Below are 16,696 nucleotides of genomic sequence, written 5' to 3'. Positions count from 1 at the left end.
CATGCCAGTGGTGGGATGGTCTGCGGCCAGAGCGCTGTAAGCGAAGAGGCCAAACAAACAGGCAAGCAGTGATCTCATGAAGTTGCTTCCCCTGGTTCTAAGTGTCTCCTGAACGCTCATGATTCAGTTCCCAGCGCCAAGAATATTGGAAACAGCACCCTCCTTTTCGTCGCCGTCTTTCACCCGCGCTGCGATGTTTGACTTGATCCCGTCGACCATTGTTTGAAGTTCCGGCCTGATGGCGAGGGCCGCGGCGTGCTCGGCAGGCATGTCGACAAACAGACGCATTGAGGTCAGTCGTATAGCTACACTGTCGAAAATCGTTCCTGGGCGAAGGATCTCGTACATTGCGGTCGCCGACCATCGTGACGGATCTGCGTTTTCGACGTCGATGAGGCATCGGTACGTCATGCCGTCCGGCGGGACCATCCTGCTGAGCTCGTCCCGTGAGTGGCGGTAGCACAGGACATCCCACAGGACTCTGCGCTCGGCCTGGCCGTACTCACCGTACATATCTCCCGACCATTGGAAGTCGAGCATGCCGGGGGATCCTTCCCTGTCGTAGCCGTATTTGTTGCGAGCTTTGATGGACTGATACAGAGCCGTATCGAAATCATTCTCCTTCAGATCGACGCCATCGCATCTCTCGACCATTAATGGCTTATCGCTCCCCATGATGTTGCCAAAGAGCTTGTCCTCGCGCAGTTCGCGGCTGTCGCATCGGTCGAATCTGAGCTTGATCCTTACGAGGCGATCCTCGTAGGCATACGCCTCGACGGTCGCCTCTCGGCCGATCGTGCACCGGATCGAAGTCAGCTTGCGCGAGTGTAATGCCCGCTCTTCATCGTAGTCCCTCGCCGGGTCTGGTTTCCCGCCGATGGAAATGAAGCCGGGACCCGGCGTATCGACAGGATCGAAGAGGTTGTCGGATAGGGTGGTGTCCTTGTTGATCCACCTTACAGGAACAGTAAAACCCCCTGAAGCGCAGCGGCTGGCCTGTCCCAGTGCGGCCTGCAGGGCAGATGTCGATTTACCAAGTTGAGCTGACCAATCGAATGCTTGAGCTACCACTACTGTCGGCATGAATGCCAACAGGGCTACTGCTGCGGTTGCAGACCGCATACCCGTCCCCGCCATTAAACCCTGAGATTGTGTAGCCAATTGGACAGGCATCAACAAGAAGGATCGAGATGGGCGGCAGCGCCGGAACGACCGTCCGCGATATCGCCCGTGGGTTCAACGTCCATCCCGGATAGTCGCCAGAGAAGTGCAACGCTTGGGGGAAGTATGCCGGCACCCTCCTGGCTGAAAATATTCTGCTTCGCCCGACTAGGTCGAAGGTGGGGTTCGAAGAATTCATCGACTAGGCCCCCGTACTCCGAACAGAAGCCGCGTTGAAGTGAATTTCGCCGGTGACAACAGCTAGATAAAGTTCAACTAAATCGGGAGAGTACCCGCGCGAGTGTAAGATTTCCCGAACGCCTACCGTATCAATGCGTATCAATCCGGTTTCAATTTCGCACAGAATGTCCTCATGAGCCGGAACCAGATGGAATTCGTTCGTTGAACAAATATCTTCGATTGAGTTCATCATTAATCTCCAATTCACCGCTCCATGTGCTGAAAGCTTCAAGAAGTTTGAATGCGAGATCTCTCGGCCGCAAGGCGCTAGGGCGACCACCTGGAATGTTCGCCAACGCGGGCAATAGTTGTGGGCTACCGCTGGTCAAAAACGGCTCGAATAAGCGTATTAAATCTGAGGGGTATTGTCCTTCAATGTCAGCTAGCCGCGACTTAATGCCGGACAGGTTCTGATACCACCAATCCTGCGTAGGTGTGAAGCCTAGCACCAACCAGGCGAACCGGCCTTCTTGCGCAGCAACCAATTTCAGTTTGTCGAATTGTAGGTTCTCAGCAGCCATGTAGAGAGCTTGCGTCAGGCGTCTGGTATTGCCGCGTCCTCTCAGCGATCCCAATACGAAGACGTCATCGATCTCCACAGCATTGCTTGAAAAATTAAGTTTAACTTTGGCGTTCGCGGGTCCATGAAAATCTATCCGATCCTTGCTGGTCGGGCTTTTGTCGATGAAATCGAACGTCAGCTCGGGGAAGGATTTGCACACCTGATGAGCGAATTTCGACGTAACTGTCCGCACTACTAACCCCTTGGGGAACTGCCAAAGCATTGGCATACACGCTGTTGATTAAGCACGTGTTCCACTAACGCCCACTATCGTGGTTCGAGGGATGGTCCGGTCGCCAGACTTGTCCAGGTCTCTGACTTGGCGATAGCTTGGGTAGCTCGGCTACAAGGCGAGACCTGAAGGATCGAAAATCCTTCGTGAGGAATGAGGCCGGCGGAATCCCGGGGCACCGGTGCTTGCTGCGACTCGGTCAGGTCGCTACCGTGGAGACGCTCCCGCCATCGTGCGTCGTTGCAATGAGCTGCCCTCGCGCTCAGCGACCTTCCATGGAGCATGTTTCTCCGGAATGTACGAGGAACTGATGATGCTCACTGAACAAAATAACAAGGCCGATCAGAATCCCGTGGATGCAGCGATGGCATGGCACGGCGGTGACCCACGAGCCACCATCGAAGCCCTTCTTCAGGATCGCATCTGGCTTCAGGAGCAACTCGCCATCGCGAAGGCCTGCATGGGAAAAGGCTATACCCGAGGATGGATGCCCGGCGCCGAATTCGAGCAGTGATGGTTCAAACGCAAGACAGCAGTATCCCATCATTCGTCGCCGAACTTGCAAAAGCCGCGAACGAAATCGAACGGGTGACGCCTTCGGAGGTTCGGAAACTGCTGTTCCCTGCGATAACGACCATGAGCGATCTCCGGGAGCAGGTCGGAATCCCTGGGAGCGAAACCGGCCACGACGCGACAGTCAGCCTCAATGCCGTTGCAAACGACATATAGCGACAATCGAGCGAGTGGATGTCGGTAGCGCTCCTCGAGGCTGCCGATCTTGTCCGGGCCCTGTGGGTTGTCCTCGACAGCGGCGTCGAGATCACCACGATCTTTAGGGACTAGGCGGATACGTCGCGATGGTCGGGCAAGGCGCACAATTCGGAGACAGTCCACAAGAGAGCCGCCGATCATTATGCAAAGTTGCAAGATTAGGTTGAAATCGACACCTCAGATGCTCTACTTTTCGACATCTGGGGAGCTCGCATGTCTGTCACCTGCCGCGTAATCATCGTCGCTGGCCTATCGATGGCCATCGCTTCAAAGTCATTTGCCGACGAACCCACGTCCTCGGGAACGGGGTTTGCGGTCACAGCGGACGGATGGATCGTGACCAACGCCCATGTGGTGCAGGAATGCGGACGCATCGAGGTGAAGGGGAGGGGCGATGCCGCAGATCCCCGCATCGATGAGATCAATGATCTGGCAGTCGTGAAGATCACGGCCGGCGAGCCACTAAAGCCGCTGGTATTCAGAAAGTCTGCAACAAGGCTCGGCGAGGATATTGTTGCGGTGGGATATCCTCTGGCCACGCTACTCGCAGATTCCGTCAAGATCACCACGGGCAACGTGAACGCTCTCGCGGGGATCCGCAACGACACGAGATATATACAGATCTCGACACCAATCCAGCCCGGGAACTCGGGAGGTCCCGTCGTTGACCGGAATGGACTCCTTCTCGGCATCACGAGCGCCACTCTATCTAAGAGGACTGCAGACGAGATCGGTATCACTGCTCAGAACGTGAACTTCGCTATCCGCGCGTCGGTGGCCGAGCTATTCCTGCAGTCTCAGAGCCTCGTTGCTCAAGCCGCTGACGCAACTGAAAATCCGACAGCCTTGTCGACGGCCGATCTTGCAGATCGCGTCACACCATCCGTCTTCCAGATCCTATGCTATCCCAAGGCAGACGCGCGCGCCGCCATCGGTGAGGCACCGCGTTCTAGCCAAACCCAACCTCCCGCAAACTCCGTCAACGTTCCGGCGGACAACGGGGCCACCAATGAAGCGTCGCTCGAAGTTCCCCGAGCCCGGAGCGGCTTCGTGCTTCATCCCAAGGGAATAGCCCCGATCAAATCTGACGCCAACGGCGATGCGAAGACGATCGGACAGGCGCCAAACGGAAGTCCAGTGGAGGTCACTGAACTACTAGGCGACTGGTATCGCGTCGCCGTCGGCGCATCCAGCGGCTACATGCACTATTCCTGGGTGCGGGTGAACGAATTCGAGGAACCTGCTGGCGACGGACGTTTCGTGCAGGTCAAATCCTTCCGGACACTCGAAGAGGCCCGCTCGTTCATCAAAGCCTCGTCGGTTCCGCTCGCGGCACATCTGGCTGCGAACGGCTGGATCGCCGTGACACTGCATGACGTCTATGGCGAGCAGGAAGCGAAGGACCTGTCACACGCGCTCAAGACGCACGGTCTCATCGCGAAGGATGCCATGGTGACCTACGGAAATACCTACGTCCGCAAGGTCTGCTGCGACTGAAATCGAGAGGACTGCCATGAATTCTTCGTTTCGACATCTCGGCGTTGCTTGTGCAGTCGTCGTTGGCGCTCAAGATCGGGCTGCCTCATCGCCTTTGGTCAGTCGAATGGCTCATTTCTCCCGGCGGAGCCAAGCCTGCGTCCACTTCGGACGAAGCGCGGACAGGCGGTTGCGTCACCGGATGACCTCTCAGGTCGCCATAACCAGAATTCCAGTGTAGGTAAGGTGATGCAGCAGTTGATCCGCTCCGTGTGAGGCCCAGTAGGCTCGGGTCGTCATGGCAACCGGGTAGAGGTGCGAATGTACCGCCTTCACGTGGTCAATCAGGTAGTGGATCAGAAATTCTGCCACCGCCAGGAGCGTGACCGTCTTGGCATCCAATCCGAATAGCAAGAGCCCCGGAATGGTGCCGGCCGCGTGGATCGCTGCATGGGCATAGCCGCCCGGATGGCGGATGTCGCCCTTGCCCTGCAGAATCCAGGCCGGCTGCAAGAGATAGTCGGCGGCGAAATGCTTGACCTGCAGCCAGGCGAGTAGGCCAATAAGGGAAAATGCACTCTCCATGCTGCCTCCTCCCTCAAGTCGGGGCCGATTTCCTCTCCAAGGTGAAAATTGGCACCGGTTGCGACTTGCCGCGCACCATCGCTTCGCCCAGCGAGCGCGCATCGACCTGATTGCAGGTTCGCTCCAACGTCTCGCCACTCAGCACGATTTCTACGCCATTGTCTTTCGCGACGCCGACGAGACGGCTCGCGAGATTCACGGCATCGCCGATCGCGGTATAGCTCAAGCGTTCGGCCGAGCCGATATTGCCGACGAGCGCCGTGCCGCTGTTAATGCCGATCCTGACCCTCACCGTGTCGTGGTGGGGTGCCAGCGGCGGCATGGCATGCATCGCATTACGGATGGCGGCGGCGGCACGGCAGGCGCGTAGTGCATGATCGGGCTCGTCGTTCGGGGCATTCCAGATCGCCATCACAGCGTCGCCGATGAATTTGTCGACCGTGCCGCCCTCGGCGTGGATCGCGGCGATGGAAAGCGTGAGGAAGCGGGTGAGGTGCGGCTCGACACCGGCGCCGAGGTCCTCTGTCATCTCGGTGAAGCCAGGAAGGTCGGCGAAGAGGACAGTGATGTCGGTGAGCTTGCCGCCGGGCTTGGGCTCTATGCCGCCATCGACCAGTGGCCGAACCACATCCAGCGGCATGAAGCGGGCGAAGGCCGATAGGCCTGACGACATCCGTTTCAGCGCCACCGAAAAGTCGTTGAGTTCAGCCAGCATCGTAGGCGTGTGGCTGACTGCACCGAGTTCAAAACGTTCGACCGCATGTAATTGCTGGGCAAGCCGGGCAAGCGGCCGGGCGAAGAGCAGGCGAGCGAAAACAATAGCCGTGACGGCGGCGAGCAGCGCGATTCCCGCAATGATGAAGAGCACGCGCTTGGTGTTCTCGTCGATATCGCCTGCAAACGTAGAGCGTGGGATTGCCGTCAGCAATCGCCAATCCTCGAACGGCAACGTGTTGGATGAAATGAAGACCGGGCCAATCGCGTCGCTCTGCTGAAGCGTGCGGAAGGCACTACGAGGATTGGCCTTGCGCGCGGACGCGACGGCGGCGGAAAGCGCATCGGCCTTTGGAAAATCAGCGAGATGGGCGGCCATGACGCCGTCTGACGGCTCTGATGTCGCGAGAACCACATCGTCCTTAGCGAGCACATAGACTTTGCTCTCTGAGGGGATGTTGAGATCCTGCAGCGTCAGTGACAATTTCCGCAGGCTGACCGCCACCATGACGACGCCTTCGAGCCGACCGAAGGCCTCGACACGCTTGGAAAGAACGATCGACGGCTCGAAGCCGCTGGGCAGGATATCGACAACAGTCCAGGCCGGATCCCTGCTGTCTTTGCCCTTGCGATACCAGGACGCCCCCTCCGTCACATAAGCGCTCTCGGTCTTGACGCGCTCTTCGAAGAATATGTCGCCGGGGATCGGCTTGTATCGGTCACGGCGCAGCGTGCGAGGTTCGCCGGGCGCGGCTATACCGATTTCGACCATCTCGATCCGGCCATCGGGGGCGGCATGTGAGCCGAAGAAGCGCCCATCGGTGAAACCGAACCCAATCCAGGCGATCGCCGGCTGCTCACGCAGCAGCGAGAGAAATAAGAACTCGCGCTTGACCTCGTCATCGGGCTTGATGGCGCCCTGGAAGAAGACGGAGCGGATTATTTCCGCCGTGCTCGATACGAGTGCGAGTTGCGAGGCGAGTTCGTTGCGGACGGCCCCAGTGCTCTGCGCATCCAGGGCCGCCACGACATTGTCGACATTGGCACTCGCGGTACGTTGCCAGATCAGATGTACGAGGACCGCGGTCGAGATGACGGCAAGCAGCAGCAGCATAGTGACTGCGCGGCCCATCTTCACGCGTGGAAGGAAATCAGCGCTCATGGCGGTCGGTGATGAGGCGGGCGCTCCGCTCATAGCGAAGATAGGCCAGGCCCCAATCCATGAAAACCACCAGGCGATTGCGGAAACCGACGAGGAACCAGAGATGGGCGAGGTTCCAGATCAGCCAGGCCGAAAACCCGGACAACCTGATCCGTCCGAAATCGGCGACCGCCGCCTTGCGGCCGATCGTGGCGAGATTGCCGAAATGCCGGTAGCGGAATGGCGCGACCGGATTGCCCGCGATGAGCGCCCGGATGGCATGCGCGGCATGCTCGCCCATCTGCTTGGCGGCTGGCGCTGTGCCTGGCACGGGATGGCCATCCTCGTTCTTCGCCGCGGCGGTATCGCCGATGACGAAGATGTTGTCGTGGCCTTGGACATTCAGCCGTTCGTCGACCACGGTGCGGCCGGCACGGTCGGCCCCGGCGCCGAGCCATTTGGCCGCTTTGGATGCCATGACACCCGCGGCCCAAAGCACGCATGCCGAGCCGATGTGGCGGCCGTCGGCGAGGATGACGCCTTCGCCATCGCAATGGGTGACGGCAGCCGTGGCCCACACTTCGACGCCCAGGCCTTCAAGCTGACGCTGCGCCTTTGCCGACAGGCAGGCCGGCATGGTGGGCAGGATCCGGTTGCCAGCTTCGACCAAGACGACGCGTGCCGAAGCGGCATTGATATGACGGAAGTCGCGAACCACGACCTTGCGGGCAAGTTCGGCAATTGCACCGGCCATTTCGACGCCTGTCGGGCCGCCGCCGACCACAACGAAGGTCAGTAACGCCTCGCGCCGCTGATCATCCTCAGTGACTTCGGCGCGTTCGAAAGCGGAGAGAATCCGGGCACGGATCTCCGTCGCGTCGCCGATCGTCTTCAGGCCCGGCGCGCATTCGGCCCACTCCTCATGGCCGAAATAGGCATGACGGGCGCCAGTGGCGACAACAAGATAGTCGTAGGGGATAGAGCGCTCGGCGGTGTGAACAAGCTGCATGGCTTTCTCGATCCGCTCGACCCTTTGCATCAATACAATCACATTCTTCTGGCGCGACAGGATGCGGCGGATCGGCATCGCGACTTGAGCGGGGGATAGGCCTGCAGTCGCCACCTGGTAGAGCAGCGGCTGGAAGAGGTGATAATTGCGACGGTCGATGACGGTGATATCGACCGGGATGCTCTTGAGCGCCACGGCTGCGGCAAGCCCGCCGAAGCCGGCACCGAGAATGACCACGCGTGGGCGGCCATTCCCGGGCATTGGGCGGATCATGTTCGGCGCACCGCCCGTCATCGCGCCCTCGGCTTCGATCCGCATGGCTCAGCGCTCCCGCGAGAAAAAGCGGCCGGCGAGATGGTCGAGCGAAATGACGCCCGCGCCTCGCGCGAAAATCAGCAGCAGCGGAGCCGCCCAGGTCAGATGTTCGCCCCAATGGGTGGGATAGACGAAGATCTGGATCGTCGCCACGACCCCAAGCAGCATCAGTGCCGCGACACGCGAGAAGAGGCCGAAGAAGATCAGGATTGCACCCGACAGTTCGGCGGCCGTGGCGAGCAGGGCCGCGACACCGGGATCGAGCACCGGCAGGCGGTATTCGAAGGCGAAGAGCTGGACCGTGACGGGCCAGGAGGCGAGCTTGCTCTGCGACGATTGCCAGAACACGTTCGCAACAGTGAGCCGCGCGACGAGCTGCACGGCCGAAAGCGGCACGGATGAGGCCAGCCGGAGTGCCTGCGAATAAAGGCCGGCGAAGCCGCCTCGTTCGGGCATGGATGTCGGGGTCATCATGGTCATCGATCCATTTCCTTGTCAGTTGATGTTTGCAGGTTGGTGGCGGACACGCGTGACGAGTCCGTCGGCAAAGAGACCGCCGAGCGAGGCGACGAGGTCGAAATTCGGATCGCGCGCGGCGGCTTTTTTGACGGCATGTTCAAGTCCGCGGCCGCTCTTTAGCGCCTGCAGAAAGGCGTAATGGGCGCCGTTGAGGCGGAGAAAGCGAACGCTGTCCCGGTTCCGCCACAACGCGATCCGCTGCGGTTGCCTTCTGATGCCGCCAAGCTGTTCGAGATCGCCTCTTGCCTGGTGCGCCGACCAGATGTCGAGCGCCGGCCAGCGGCAAAAGAGCAGTCGCAAAGACGGCTGGAGGATCAGGTCGGGCATGGTGCCTTCGCCACCTCGCGAGAGTTCCGCCATATTCGCAGGCTGCAGCGCCGGCGCGTCGAGCGCCTCGGCGATCAACCATTCAAGCCGCGCCGTATCGGCGATGAAGGGCATAGGCTTGAGGTCTTCGAGCCGGCCGAGGAAATCGGCGAAGTCGCTGCCATAGCGTACCAGCCGCGCTTCGGACGGCGGGCTCACGCGAATGAAGGTTGCGGCAATATGGCGGAAATACCGCTCTCCAATCAGGCTGACGGCGACAGGGAAGACCGACACGAGCGTGGCATTCAGCGATGCGAATGTGTTGTTGCGGTAGATGTTGAAGCGGCGCATGGGATCGAAGCGGCCGCCCGTATCGAATGAGGGGCCGAGATCCGGCCCTCCACGGTTAAGGATAGAATCCGCGACGGCGTGCTGCAGTTCGAGTTCAGACAGCATAACGCGCCCTCCGTGTGACGGAGTTGCTCGCGAAAACCGACGGTGTGATCGTCGTCAAGGCCGAGATCGCAGGCATGGCGCCGCGTGCGAGATTGCTCGTGGAGGGCAGCTCGATGCCGTGGAACCTGCGGTCCGGCTGCTGGGCGATTTGCGGCGCACCACGCTTCTCGAAACTGATCGAGGCGGCCATCATGTCGGCCCACATTGCTTCGCCGAGCAGCACATCGAGCGCGGGAACTTCGGTGTCCCATTCGATCAGCGTCGGGCGTGGGCCGATCTTGCGCAGCACATGCGCATAGAGCGACCAGACGGCCGGCGGCACGCGGGAGCCGTGATCGTCGATCAGCACGATGTCGCCCTCGACGTCGTTGACCGCATGGCCGGCGAGATGGATTTCGCCGATGGCATCGGCGGGCAGGTCGTCGATGAAGGCCTTGGCGTCGAAATCGAGATTGCAGGCCGAGACATAGACATTGTTGATGTCGAGCAGGAGGCCGCAACCGGTGCGCTTGACGAGTTCGGCGAGGAATTGCGCCTCGGTCATCGTGGAATTGGCGAAGGCGATATAGGCCGACAGGTTCTCGATGAAGACGCGGCGCTGCAGCCTGTCCTGCAACTGGTCGACATTGGCGACGACGATATCGAGCGCATCTTCGTCGTAGCGGAGCGGCAGGAGATCGTTGAGATAGGCGCCGTCGGCAACGCTCCAGGCGAGATGTTCCGAGACCAATGCTGGCTGAAACCGGATGCACACGCTCCGCAACCGGTCCAGATGGTCCCGATCAAGGCCCGAAGCGCTGCCGAGCGAGAGACCGACGCCATGCACCGACAGCGGATAGGTCTCGCGCAAATTTTCCAAAGCATCGACGGCGGCGGAATCGCCCATGTAGTTTTCAGCATGAACCTCCAGCCATCCCGCCGAAGGCCGGCGGGAGATCATATCGGAAATATGCGGGGAGCGCAGACCAATGCCCGCGGCATCCGGTACTGGAAGATTGGGAAATATCTTGGACATTGGTCACTCCTTCATATGGGTTGAATGAAGCTCGGGAGGCCTCAGGCCTTGGGTTCGATCGCGCCGCCGGAAATCTTGGCGCAGGTGCCGGCCGGCACATAGACCCAGGCATCACCCTGGTTGTCGGCTGTCGAGGTGCCGGCGCAGGAGTGGGTGGCCGTCTGGCAATCGTTAAGGCCGGCCTTGACGACGCCGTAGCACTTCTCGAACGAGAATTCGGGCTGTGCAGCAGGGCCGGCAAAGGCGCTGGAGGCAGCCATGGAGGTGATGGCAGCAAGAGCGGAGCCGATGAGGATGCGGGTCGAGTTCATGGAAATGTCTCCTGGTTGAGTTTTGATCAAACCGGTTTCCGGCTTGACTGAATTACTTTCCCGCATTGCCGGTGATGTTTGAAATGCTGTTGCGGCATGGTTTTCATAGACTGGCGCTATGCGCGGCGGCGGCTGGCGAGAAGGCAAAAAATACCCCCCGGGGCGACCCGGGGGGAGGAAGTGGCATGCAGCGAGGGACCGAGCGGACCGAACCGGCGACGCGGAAGGAACTCCTTGGAAAATCAGAGATATCGTTCGCGAATGTCGACTGTCGAGCGCTTGCCGATGTCCTGGTAGTTGGCCAGCAGCCACATGTCGGCGCATTTCCGGCCGCGGTCGCGCAGATCGACCAACGCCCCCCAATCGGCATTGAGCTTGCTCGACACGGAAAGGCTCTTCATCGTCTCGTCATCGGAGATGCCGTGCACGAAGATGCGCTTGAGATTGCCGGTACTTTCCGGAGATGCATCAATCAAATCGGTGACGAAAGCCACCGCCCGCATTTCCCGCAGCAGCGACGAATTGAAACTGATCTCGTTGATGCGATTGAGTATCTCGGAGGCAGTGTGTGGCACCTCGGCACGCTCGATCGGATTGATATGGACGACCAGCACATCCGGCGTGTCGCAGCCATAGATCAGCGGAAAGATCGCCGGATTGCCCATATAGCCGCCATCCCAGTAGGACTCGCCGTCGATTTCGACAGCCTGAAACAGGAAAGGCAGACAGGCCGAAGCCATGATGGCATCGATCGAGAGCTCGTCATTGCCGAACACCTTGACCTTGCCGGTCCGGACATTGGTGGCGCAGATGCTGAGCTTCACTGGGCAGCGCGCCATCCGGATCGCATCCATGTCGACCGATTGGTCCAAGATCTGCCGGAGCGGATTGAAATTGAAAGGGTTGAACTGGTAGGGCGACATCAGCCGCGTCACCATGTCGAACATCATGAAGGCCGGCGAGAATTCCAGCGCCCGAGATCCGGTCATCTTGTCGAAGATCGTCGGCTGCAGAGGCCCGGATGCCGATGCATGGCTGACGCGCCGCCAGAAATTGGCGAGCGCGGTCTGCGCCCCGCTCCGCCCGCCTTCGGCCAGGCCATAGGCCAATACCGCGGCATTCATTGCGCCGGCGCTGGTTGCGACGACACCTTCCAACGACAGGTTCGGCTCGTCGAGCAGCCGGTGGAGCACACCCCAGGTGAAGGCGCCATGCGCGCCTCCGCCCTGGAGCGCCAGATTGAGCGTCCGCGGCTCTCGCTCAGAGGAGGCGACAACCGCGCTGTCGGAGATTATTTTCTTCACACCTGCGTGCTTGTTCATGGTCCTCACTCCCGATTTGTTTGTGTTGAGATCAATGCGCCGTCCACCCGCCGTCGACCGGAATGGCCGTGCCGGTGATGGAGCTCGCCAGATCGCAGCAGAGAAAGACGCTGAGGGCGCCCATTTCCTCGACGGTTGCGAAACGCTTGGTCGGCTGGTTCTTGAGAAAAACGTCGCGGATCACTGCGTCACGGGCGATGTTATGCGACTTCGCCTGCGCGTCGATCTGCTGCTCGACAAGCGGCGTCCAGACATAGCCGGGGCAGATTGCATTCGACGTCACGCCGAACTCGGCACCCTCAAGTGCAATCGACTTGGTGAACCCCACCATGCCGTGCTTTGCTGCGACATAGGCCGACTTGAAGGGCGAGGCGACAAGGCCGTGAGCTGAGGCGACATTGATGATGCGGCCATAACCGCGCTCGCGCATGCCGTCGAAAGTGGCCTGGACAAGATGAAAGGCGGCCGACAAGTTGATCGCCATGATCGCATCCCACTTCTCTGGCGGAAATTCGCCTATGGGAGAAACATGCTGGATGCCGGCATTGTTGACGATGATATCGACCTGGCCGAACCGTGCCTGTGCGCGCTCCACCATCATCAGGATAGCGTCGCGCTTCGACATATCGGCGCTGTCATAGGCGACATCGACATCGTTGCCTTCGGCCATCTCGGCTCGCAACGTTTCGATCTCGGCCGGATCGCCGAAACCGTTGAGCATGATCGAGGCGCCCGCTCTTGCCAGCGCATGGGCAATGCCAAGGCCGATGCCGCTGGTCGAGCCCGTCACGATCGCCGTACGACCTTCGAGCATCTTCCGGCCAGCCAGGGCTTCGGTTTCTGTAGCAAGCAGATTGAGCATCGCATTCTCCATTTTTAGGCGCCACGACGTGTAGCTTCCCGTTCAAAATGGCGCGGCTGCAGTCATAAGAGAAATGCCGCTCGCTAATGGAATTGATAATTCAGTGGCATTGGCGGAAGATAGCGCTCGGGACCAGAATAGATGCACTGGCATACATTTGGGTTATTGGGGAGCGGATATGGATATTCATCACATCCGGTATTTTCTGGCCGTTTGCGAAACGCGCAACTTCACGCGCGCGGCGCAGAACTGCAATGTCACCCAGCCCGCGCTGAGCCGCGCCATTCAGCAGCTCGAGGACGAGGTGGGCGGGCTGCTTTTCCGTCGCGAACGGAACCTCACCCACATCACCGATCTCGGCAACCTATTGCGTCCGCGTTTCCAGCAAGTGCAGGACGAACTTTTAGGCGTCAAAACCGAGGCGTCGAAATTTCTCTGCCTCAACGATGCGCACCTCAAGGTCGGCATCATGTGCACGATCGGACCGCGGCGCTTTACCGGCCTGCTCACCGACTTCAACATGCGCCACAAGGGCATCCAGCTCCAACTCGTCGAGGGCATTCCGGCCAAGTTGTCGGGCTTGCTGGAACAGGGCGAGCTCGATATCGCGATCATGTCGAGCGCCGACAATTTTCCGGAACGCTTCGATGTGACGCCGCTGTTTCGGGAACGGTTCATGCTGGCCTTTCCGTCGGGGCACCGGCTCAGTCAATACGATGCCATTCCGATCGCCGCGATTGATGGCGAGATCTATCTTCGCCGTGTCAATTGCGAGTACTGGGACTACCTGACAGATCTCTGTGACGCCCAAGGCGTGAGCACTATCGTCTCCTATTCGAGCGAACGGGAGGATTGGATTCAGAATCTTGTCGCCGGAGGGCTCGGTATCTGTTTCATTCCGGAATACAGCGCGGTCGTGCCTGGCCTGCAAGTCCGGCCCGTCGCCGAACCGGAGGTGACCCGCGAAGTCTGCCTTGTAACCGTAACTGGCCGCCGCTTCTCCCCCGCCGTCTCGACTTTCGTCAGCGCGGTCAAATCTTACGGTTGGGCCACGCTTCCAAGCCGCTCGCACTGAAAGCATAACGAATGCAATGATTTGTGCTCCGTGTCCTGGCGATGCGGAGGCGTCCGCACGTCCTGCGTTTCACGATAGCTTCAGGCTATGGAATTGAGAATAAGGCGGCATTTCTCATTCGCCATCGAGCTCTCCATGCTCCTTGTCATGCCCGGCGCGAACGCTTCATCCGGGCCAACAAGGAGAACTCTGATGAAATTCGACCTCAATGCCAAGCGCATGACACTCGCCACCGTCCTCACTCTCGCATCCTTCACCGCCATCCCGACCGGCTATGCCCATGCCGGCGAATGCCCGGTTGATCAGGTCGCCGAAAACGGCATGCAGCCGGGCGAAATGATGCCGAAGAACGTGACCGACGAAGTCATTTCCTCGATCGATCTCGCCTCCAAGGGCGATGCCTGGAAGAACAGTGCCCTACGCATGCGCAAGCTCGTCGTGCAGCCTGGTGGCGTCGTGCCGTGGCATTCGCATGAGGTTCGCCCAGCCAATATCCTGATCGTTTCGGGTGCGATCACCGAATACCGCAGCACTTGCAAAGTGCCGATCGAGCACAAGGCCGGCGACGTGACTGCCGAATTCGGCATGCTGTCGCATTGGTGGAAGAACAATGGCAGCGAGCCGGCTATCCTCTACTCCGCCGACATCCTCACCTCGGAAGCGCAAAAGCACGAATCCATGTGAGCTGCTCCCAGGCTCGCTGAAAGGCGTCTCCGGTCCCGCCAGATCGGAGATGCCGCACCACTTCATCCAACTGTTGGAGCGATCGCCATGACCGGCATCGAGCACGTCCTCAATCCGCCGCGCGCAAATCTCGGAGCCGACACCGATCGTTGGCGCTTTGCCGTCATCGCGCTGATCGCCTTCCTGACGCTGGTCGATCTCTTCGCGGCCCAGGCAATCTTGCCCACACTTGTCGAGAAATTCCAGGTCAGTCGCGCCGCCATGGGCTTTGCCGTCAATGCAAGCACTTTCGGCATGGCCGTCGCCGGCCTTGGCATTGCCTTCTTCGGTCGCAGGATCGATCATCGCAGCGGTATCTGGATCAGCCTTGCGCTGCTTTCCCTTCCCACGACAGCTCTCGCCTTTACCCACGATCTGAAAGTTTTTGCCTCCCTCCGTATCGTCCAGGGCCTCTGCATGTCGGCAGCCTTCACACTGACCATTGCCTATCTGTCGGAACACTTCTCGCCAACGCAAGCGACAGGCGCGTTGGCGGCCTATGTGACCGGCAACGTCGCGAGCAACTTCTTCGGTCGCATCCTCTCCGCAGTCGTGGCCGGGTTCGGTGGGCTTGAAATCAACTTCCTCACCTTCGCGGCCCTCAACATCGCGGGCGCGCTGCTTGTGCGGCTCACCCTCAAAAAGACCTCGGCCATGATGCAGACTAGCGAGGACGGATCATTCAACATGCGCCGCTGGACCTATCATTTCGCCGATGGTGAGCTGCGCCGCGTCTTCGCGATCGGCTTCCTTATCCTTTTCGTCTTCATCGGAACCTTCACCTATGTGAATTTCCAACTCGTGGCTCTCGGCCTGTCGCCGATGACGCTCGGCCTCGTTTATCTGGTATTCCTGCCGTCGATGTTGACCACGCCGATGGCAGGCAAGCTCGCGGCAAGGATCGGAGCGAAACTAGGGATCATCTCGACGCTTGGGCTCGCTGTTGTCGGCCTCGCGGCACTTCTGAGTGTCAGCTTGCCTCTGGTGTTGGCCGGACTGGCGCTTGTGGCAATAGGGACATTTCTCGCCCAAGCGATCGCCACCGGATTGGTTGGCCGACGCGCAGTCACGGACAAGGCAGGCGCTAGCGGAATTTACCTCGCGTCCTATTACACCGGGGGTCTCGCAGGCAGCCTAGTACTCGGCCAGATCTATGATGAGATGGGCTGGCCGGCCTGTGTCGGCGTGCTCGTCGCAGCGCTGCTTGCAGCCATTGTGATCGCTCTTCCCATCGGCTCAACGCCCGGTCCGTCTCGGTTATAATCCAAGGTCATCGAAACGCACATCGAACGGCATTATCCATCCCGGACATCACCAGCGACAATCCAGGCGTATCGTCCAACCCAACAAAGGAATGAAGAAATGCCCAGGTTTATCAGTCAACTATTCGCCTTCACCATGCTGACCTCCGCCGCTCTCGGCGTAACCTCCGCCAGCGTCGCACAGGCCGGTAAGCGTGATGGCGTCGTCACGCTCGAGAGTCGCTACTCGGTCAGCGAGACCGTAAAGAGGATCAAGGCCGACGTCGCCGAGAAGGGAATCATACTATTCGACGACATCGACCAGGCAAAGCTCGGAAATGCCGCCGGCAACAAGGTCCGACCGTCCCGCCTGATCCTGTTCGGGAATCCCGCGTTGGGAACGACTTTCATCACAGCGAGCCCGACCTCCGGTCTGGATTGGCCGGTCCGTGTTCTCGTCTATCAAATGAAGGACGGTTCGGTGAACGTCGCCTATAACGATTTCGGCTGGATTGCCCGTCGCCACGGCATCGGCAACCGCAAGAAAGAGCTCAAGATGGCGACCGAGGTGATTGAGTCGGTAACCTCATCGGTTCGCAAATGAGTACTTCTGGCTTGGGTGAGACACTCGCCCAAGCTCCAATTTAAAGCTGAAGAGAG

17 protein-coding genes are annotated in these 16,696 nt (G+C 59.8%); 6 read left to right on the top strand and 11 right to left on the bottom strand.

The window, feature by feature from the left end; all coding sequences use genetic code 11:
- Positions 1-123: 123 nt before the first annotated feature.
- Positions 124-1,122, bottom strand: coding sequence for a hypothetical protein (locus ACD590_RS16375; RefSeq protein ID WP_439020899.1), 999 nt, complete (start codon positions 1,120-1,122; stop codon positions 124-126).
- A 410-nt stretch (positions 1,123-1,532) separates the two neighbouring features.
- Positions 1,533-2,156, bottom strand: a complete 624-nt coding sequence (locus ACD590_RS16370) for a hypothetical protein (protein WP_130751345.1) — start codon at positions 2,154-2,156, stop codon at positions 1,533-1,535.
- 349 nt (positions 2,157-2,505) lie between these two features.
- Here ACD590_RS16370 and ACD590_RS16365 point away from each other — a divergent pair, with 349 nt between their 5' ends.
- Both ACD590_RS16365 and ACD590_RS16360 read left to right on the top strand, forming a co-directional pair.
- The gene (locus tag ACD590_RS16365; RefSeq protein WP_164590728.1) at positions 2,506-2,709 is read left to right on the top strand and encodes a dehydrogenase; all 204 of its coding nucleotides are present in this window, start codon (positions 2,506-2,508) and stop codon (positions 2,707-2,709) included.
- A 470-nt stretch (positions 2,710-3,179) separates the two neighbouring features.
- Positions 3,180-4,463 carry a trypsin-like peptidase domain-containing protein gene (locus ACD590_RS16360; RefSeq protein ID WP_130751341.1) on the top strand — a complete coding sequence of 428 codons (1,284 nt, stop codon included), beginning with the start codon at positions 3,180-3,182 and terminating at the stop codon, positions 4,461-4,463.
- 189 nt (positions 4,464-4,652) lie between these two features.
- Here the strand turns inward: ACD590_RS16360 and ACD590_RS16355 are convergent, their stop codons facing one another.
- The 9 genes from ACD590_RS16355 to ACD590_RS16315 all read right to left on the bottom strand — a co-directional run bounded on the left by ACD590_RS16355 (position 4,653) and on the right by ACD590_RS16315 (position 12,997).
- Positions 4,653-5,027, bottom strand: a complete 375-nt coding sequence (locus tag ACD590_RS16355; RefSeq protein WP_130751339.1) for a DUF3307 domain-containing protein — start codon at positions 5,025-5,027, stop codon at positions 4,653-4,655.
- A 13-nt stretch (positions 5,028-5,040) separates the two neighbouring features.
- Entirely contained in the window at positions 5,041-6,903 is a 1,863-nt protein-coding gene (locus tag ACD590_RS16350; RefSeq protein ID WP_439020898.1) for an adenylate/guanylate cyclase domain-containing protein, read from the bottom strand.
- Complete coding sequence (locus ACD590_RS16345; protein WP_130751335.1) at positions 6,893-8,209, bottom strand: NAD(P)/FAD-dependent oxidoreductase; 1,317 nt, start codon at positions 8,207-8,209, stop codon at positions 6,893-6,895. The genes ACD590_RS16350 and ACD590_RS16345 overlap by 11 nt, the downstream gene beginning before the upstream one ends.
- A 3-nt stretch (positions 8,210-8,212) precedes the next feature.
- On the bottom strand, positions 8,213-8,686 hold the full coding sequence (locus tag ACD590_RS16340; RefSeq protein WP_130751333.1) for a DoxX family protein: 474 nt from the start codon (positions 8,684-8,686) through the stop codon (positions 8,213-8,215).
- A gap of 15 nt (positions 8,687-8,701) precedes the next feature.
- Positions 8,702-9,487: an HvfC/BufC family peptide modification chaperone gene (locus tag ACD590_RS16335; RefSeq protein WP_439020897.1), complete on the bottom strand. Its 786-nt coding sequence runs from the start codon at positions 9,485-9,487 to the stop codon at positions 8,702-8,704.
- Entirely contained in the window at positions 9,477-10,502 is a 1,026-nt protein-coding gene (gene bufB, locus ACD590_RS16330; protein WP_130751329.1) for an MNIO family bufferin maturase, read from the bottom strand. Before bufB ends, ACD590_RS16335 begins: the two co-directional genes overlap by 11 nt.
- Before the next feature lie 41 nt (positions 10,503-10,543).
- The gene (locus ACD590_RS16325; protein ID WP_003545955.1) at positions 10,544-10,813 is read right to left on the bottom strand and encodes a BufA1 family periplasmic bufferin-type metallophore; all 270 of its coding nucleotides are present in this window, start codon (positions 10,811-10,813) and stop codon (positions 10,544-10,546) included.
- A 242-nt stretch (positions 10,814-11,055) separates the two neighbouring features.
- The gene (locus ACD590_RS16320) at positions 11,056-12,135 is read right to left on the bottom strand and encodes a patatin-like phospholipase family protein (RefSeq protein WP_130751328.1); all 1,080 of its coding nucleotides are present in this window, start codon (positions 12,133-12,135) and stop codon (positions 11,056-11,058) included.
- Between the two features lie 31 nt (positions 12,136-12,166).
- The gene (locus ACD590_RS16315; protein WP_003545957.1) at positions 12,167-12,997 is read right to left on the bottom strand and encodes a 3-hydroxybutyrate dehydrogenase; all 831 of its coding nucleotides are present in this window, start codon (positions 12,995-12,997) and stop codon (positions 12,167-12,169) included.
- A gap of 178 nt (positions 12,998-13,175) precedes the next feature.
- On the opposite strand from ACD590_RS16315, the gene ACD590_RS16310 reads away from it, so the two are divergent.
- From ACD590_RS16310 to ACD590_RS16295, 4 genes are all read left to right on the top strand, one after another.
- On the top strand, positions 13,176-14,072 hold the full coding sequence (locus tag ACD590_RS16310; RefSeq protein ID WP_130751478.1) for a LysR family transcriptional regulator: 897 nt from the start codon (positions 13,176-13,178) through the stop codon (positions 14,070-14,072).
- A 192-nt stretch (positions 14,073-14,264) separates the two neighbouring features.
- Positions 14,265-14,756: a cupin domain-containing protein gene (locus tag ACD590_RS16305; protein WP_130751326.1), complete on the top strand. Its 492-nt coding sequence runs from the start codon at positions 14,265-14,267 to the stop codon at positions 14,754-14,756.
- Between the two features lie 87 nt (positions 14,757-14,843).
- Positions 14,844-16,058 carry an MFS transporter gene (locus ACD590_RS16300; RefSeq protein ID WP_439020896.1) on the top strand — a complete coding sequence of 405 codons (1,215 nt, stop codon included), beginning with the start codon at positions 14,844-14,846 and terminating at the stop codon, positions 16,056-16,058.
- 99 nt (positions 16,059-16,157) lie between these two features.
- Positions 16,158-16,640: a DUF302 domain-containing protein gene (locus ACD590_RS16295; protein WP_130751322.1), complete on the top strand. Its 483-nt coding sequence runs from the start codon at positions 16,158-16,160 to the stop codon at positions 16,638-16,640.
- Positions 16,641-16,696 lie beyond the last annotated feature (56 nt).

Source organism: Rhizobium sp. 862_C5_N1_2 (assembly GCF_051811205.1).
GTDB lineage: Bacteria > Pseudomonadota > Alphaproteobacteria > Rhizobiales > Rhizobiaceae > Rhizobium > Rhizobium leguminosarum.
The sequence above is the reverse complement of the archived record's forward strand: the minus strand, read 5'-3'. Positions and strand labels throughout refer to the sequence as shown.

Bases quoted from the DNA above. Each gene is read 5' to 3' on its own strand.
- ACD590_RS16375 (WP_439020899.1), bottom strand. From the start codon at position 1,122: ATGCGGTCTGCAACCGCAGCAGTAGCCCTGTTGGCATTCATGCCGACA.
- ACD590_RS16365 (WP_164590728.1), top strand. From the start codon at position 2,506: ATGATGCTCACTGAACAAAATAACAAGGCCGATCAGAATCCCGTGGAT.
- ACD590_RS16360 (WP_130751341.1), top strand. From the start codon at position 3,180: ATGTCTGTCACCTGCCGCGTAATCATCGTCGCTGGCCTATCGATGGCC.
- ACD590_RS16355 (WP_130751339.1), bottom strand. From the start codon at position 5,027: ATGGAGAGTGCATTTTCCCTTATTGGCCTACTCGCCTGGCTGCAGGTC.
- ACD590_RS16350 (WP_439020898.1), bottom strand. From the start codon at position 6,903: ATGAGCGCTGATTTCCTTCCACGCGTGAAGATGGGCCGCGCAGTCACT.
- ACD590_RS16345 (WP_130751335.1), bottom strand. From the start codon at position 8,209: ATGCGGATCGAAGCCGAGGGCGCGATGACGGGCGGTGCGCCGAACATG.
- ACD590_RS16340 (WP_130751333.1), bottom strand. From the start codon at position 8,686: ATGACCATGATGACCCCGACATCCATGCCCGAACGAGGCGGCTTCGCC.
- ACD590_RS16335 (WP_439020897.1), bottom strand. From the start codon at position 9,487: ATGCTGTCTGAACTCGAACTGCAGCACGCCGTCGCGGATTCTATCCTT.
- bufB (WP_130751329.1), bottom strand. From the start codon at position 10,502: ATGTCCAAGATATTTCCCAATCTTCCAGTACCGGATGCCGCGGGCATT.
- ACD590_RS16325 (WP_003545955.1), bottom strand. From the start codon at position 10,813: ATGAACTCGACCCGCATCCTCATCGGCTCCGCTCTTGCTGCCATCACC.
- ACD590_RS16320 (WP_130751328.1), bottom strand. From the start codon at position 12,135: ATGAACAAGCACGCAGGTGTGAAGAAAATAATCTCCGACAGCGCGGTT.
- ACD590_RS16315 (WP_003545957.1), bottom strand. From the start codon at position 12,997: ATGCTCAATCTGCTTGCTACAGAAACCGAAGCCCTGGCTGGCCGGAAG.
- ACD590_RS16310 (WP_130751478.1), top strand. From the start codon at position 13,176: ATGGATATTCATCACATCCGGTATTTTCTGGCCGTTTGCGAAACGCGC.
- ACD590_RS16305 (WP_130751326.1), top strand. From the start codon at position 14,265: ATGAAATTCGACCTCAATGCCAAGCGCATGACACTCGCCACCGTCCTC.
- ACD590_RS16300 (WP_439020896.1), top strand. From the start codon at position 14,844: ATGACCGGCATCGAGCACGTCCTCAATCCGCCGCGCGCAAATCTCGGA.
- ACD590_RS16295 (WP_130751322.1), top strand. From the start codon at position 16,158: ATGCCCAGGTTTATCAGTCAACTATTCGCCTTCACCATGCTGACCTCC.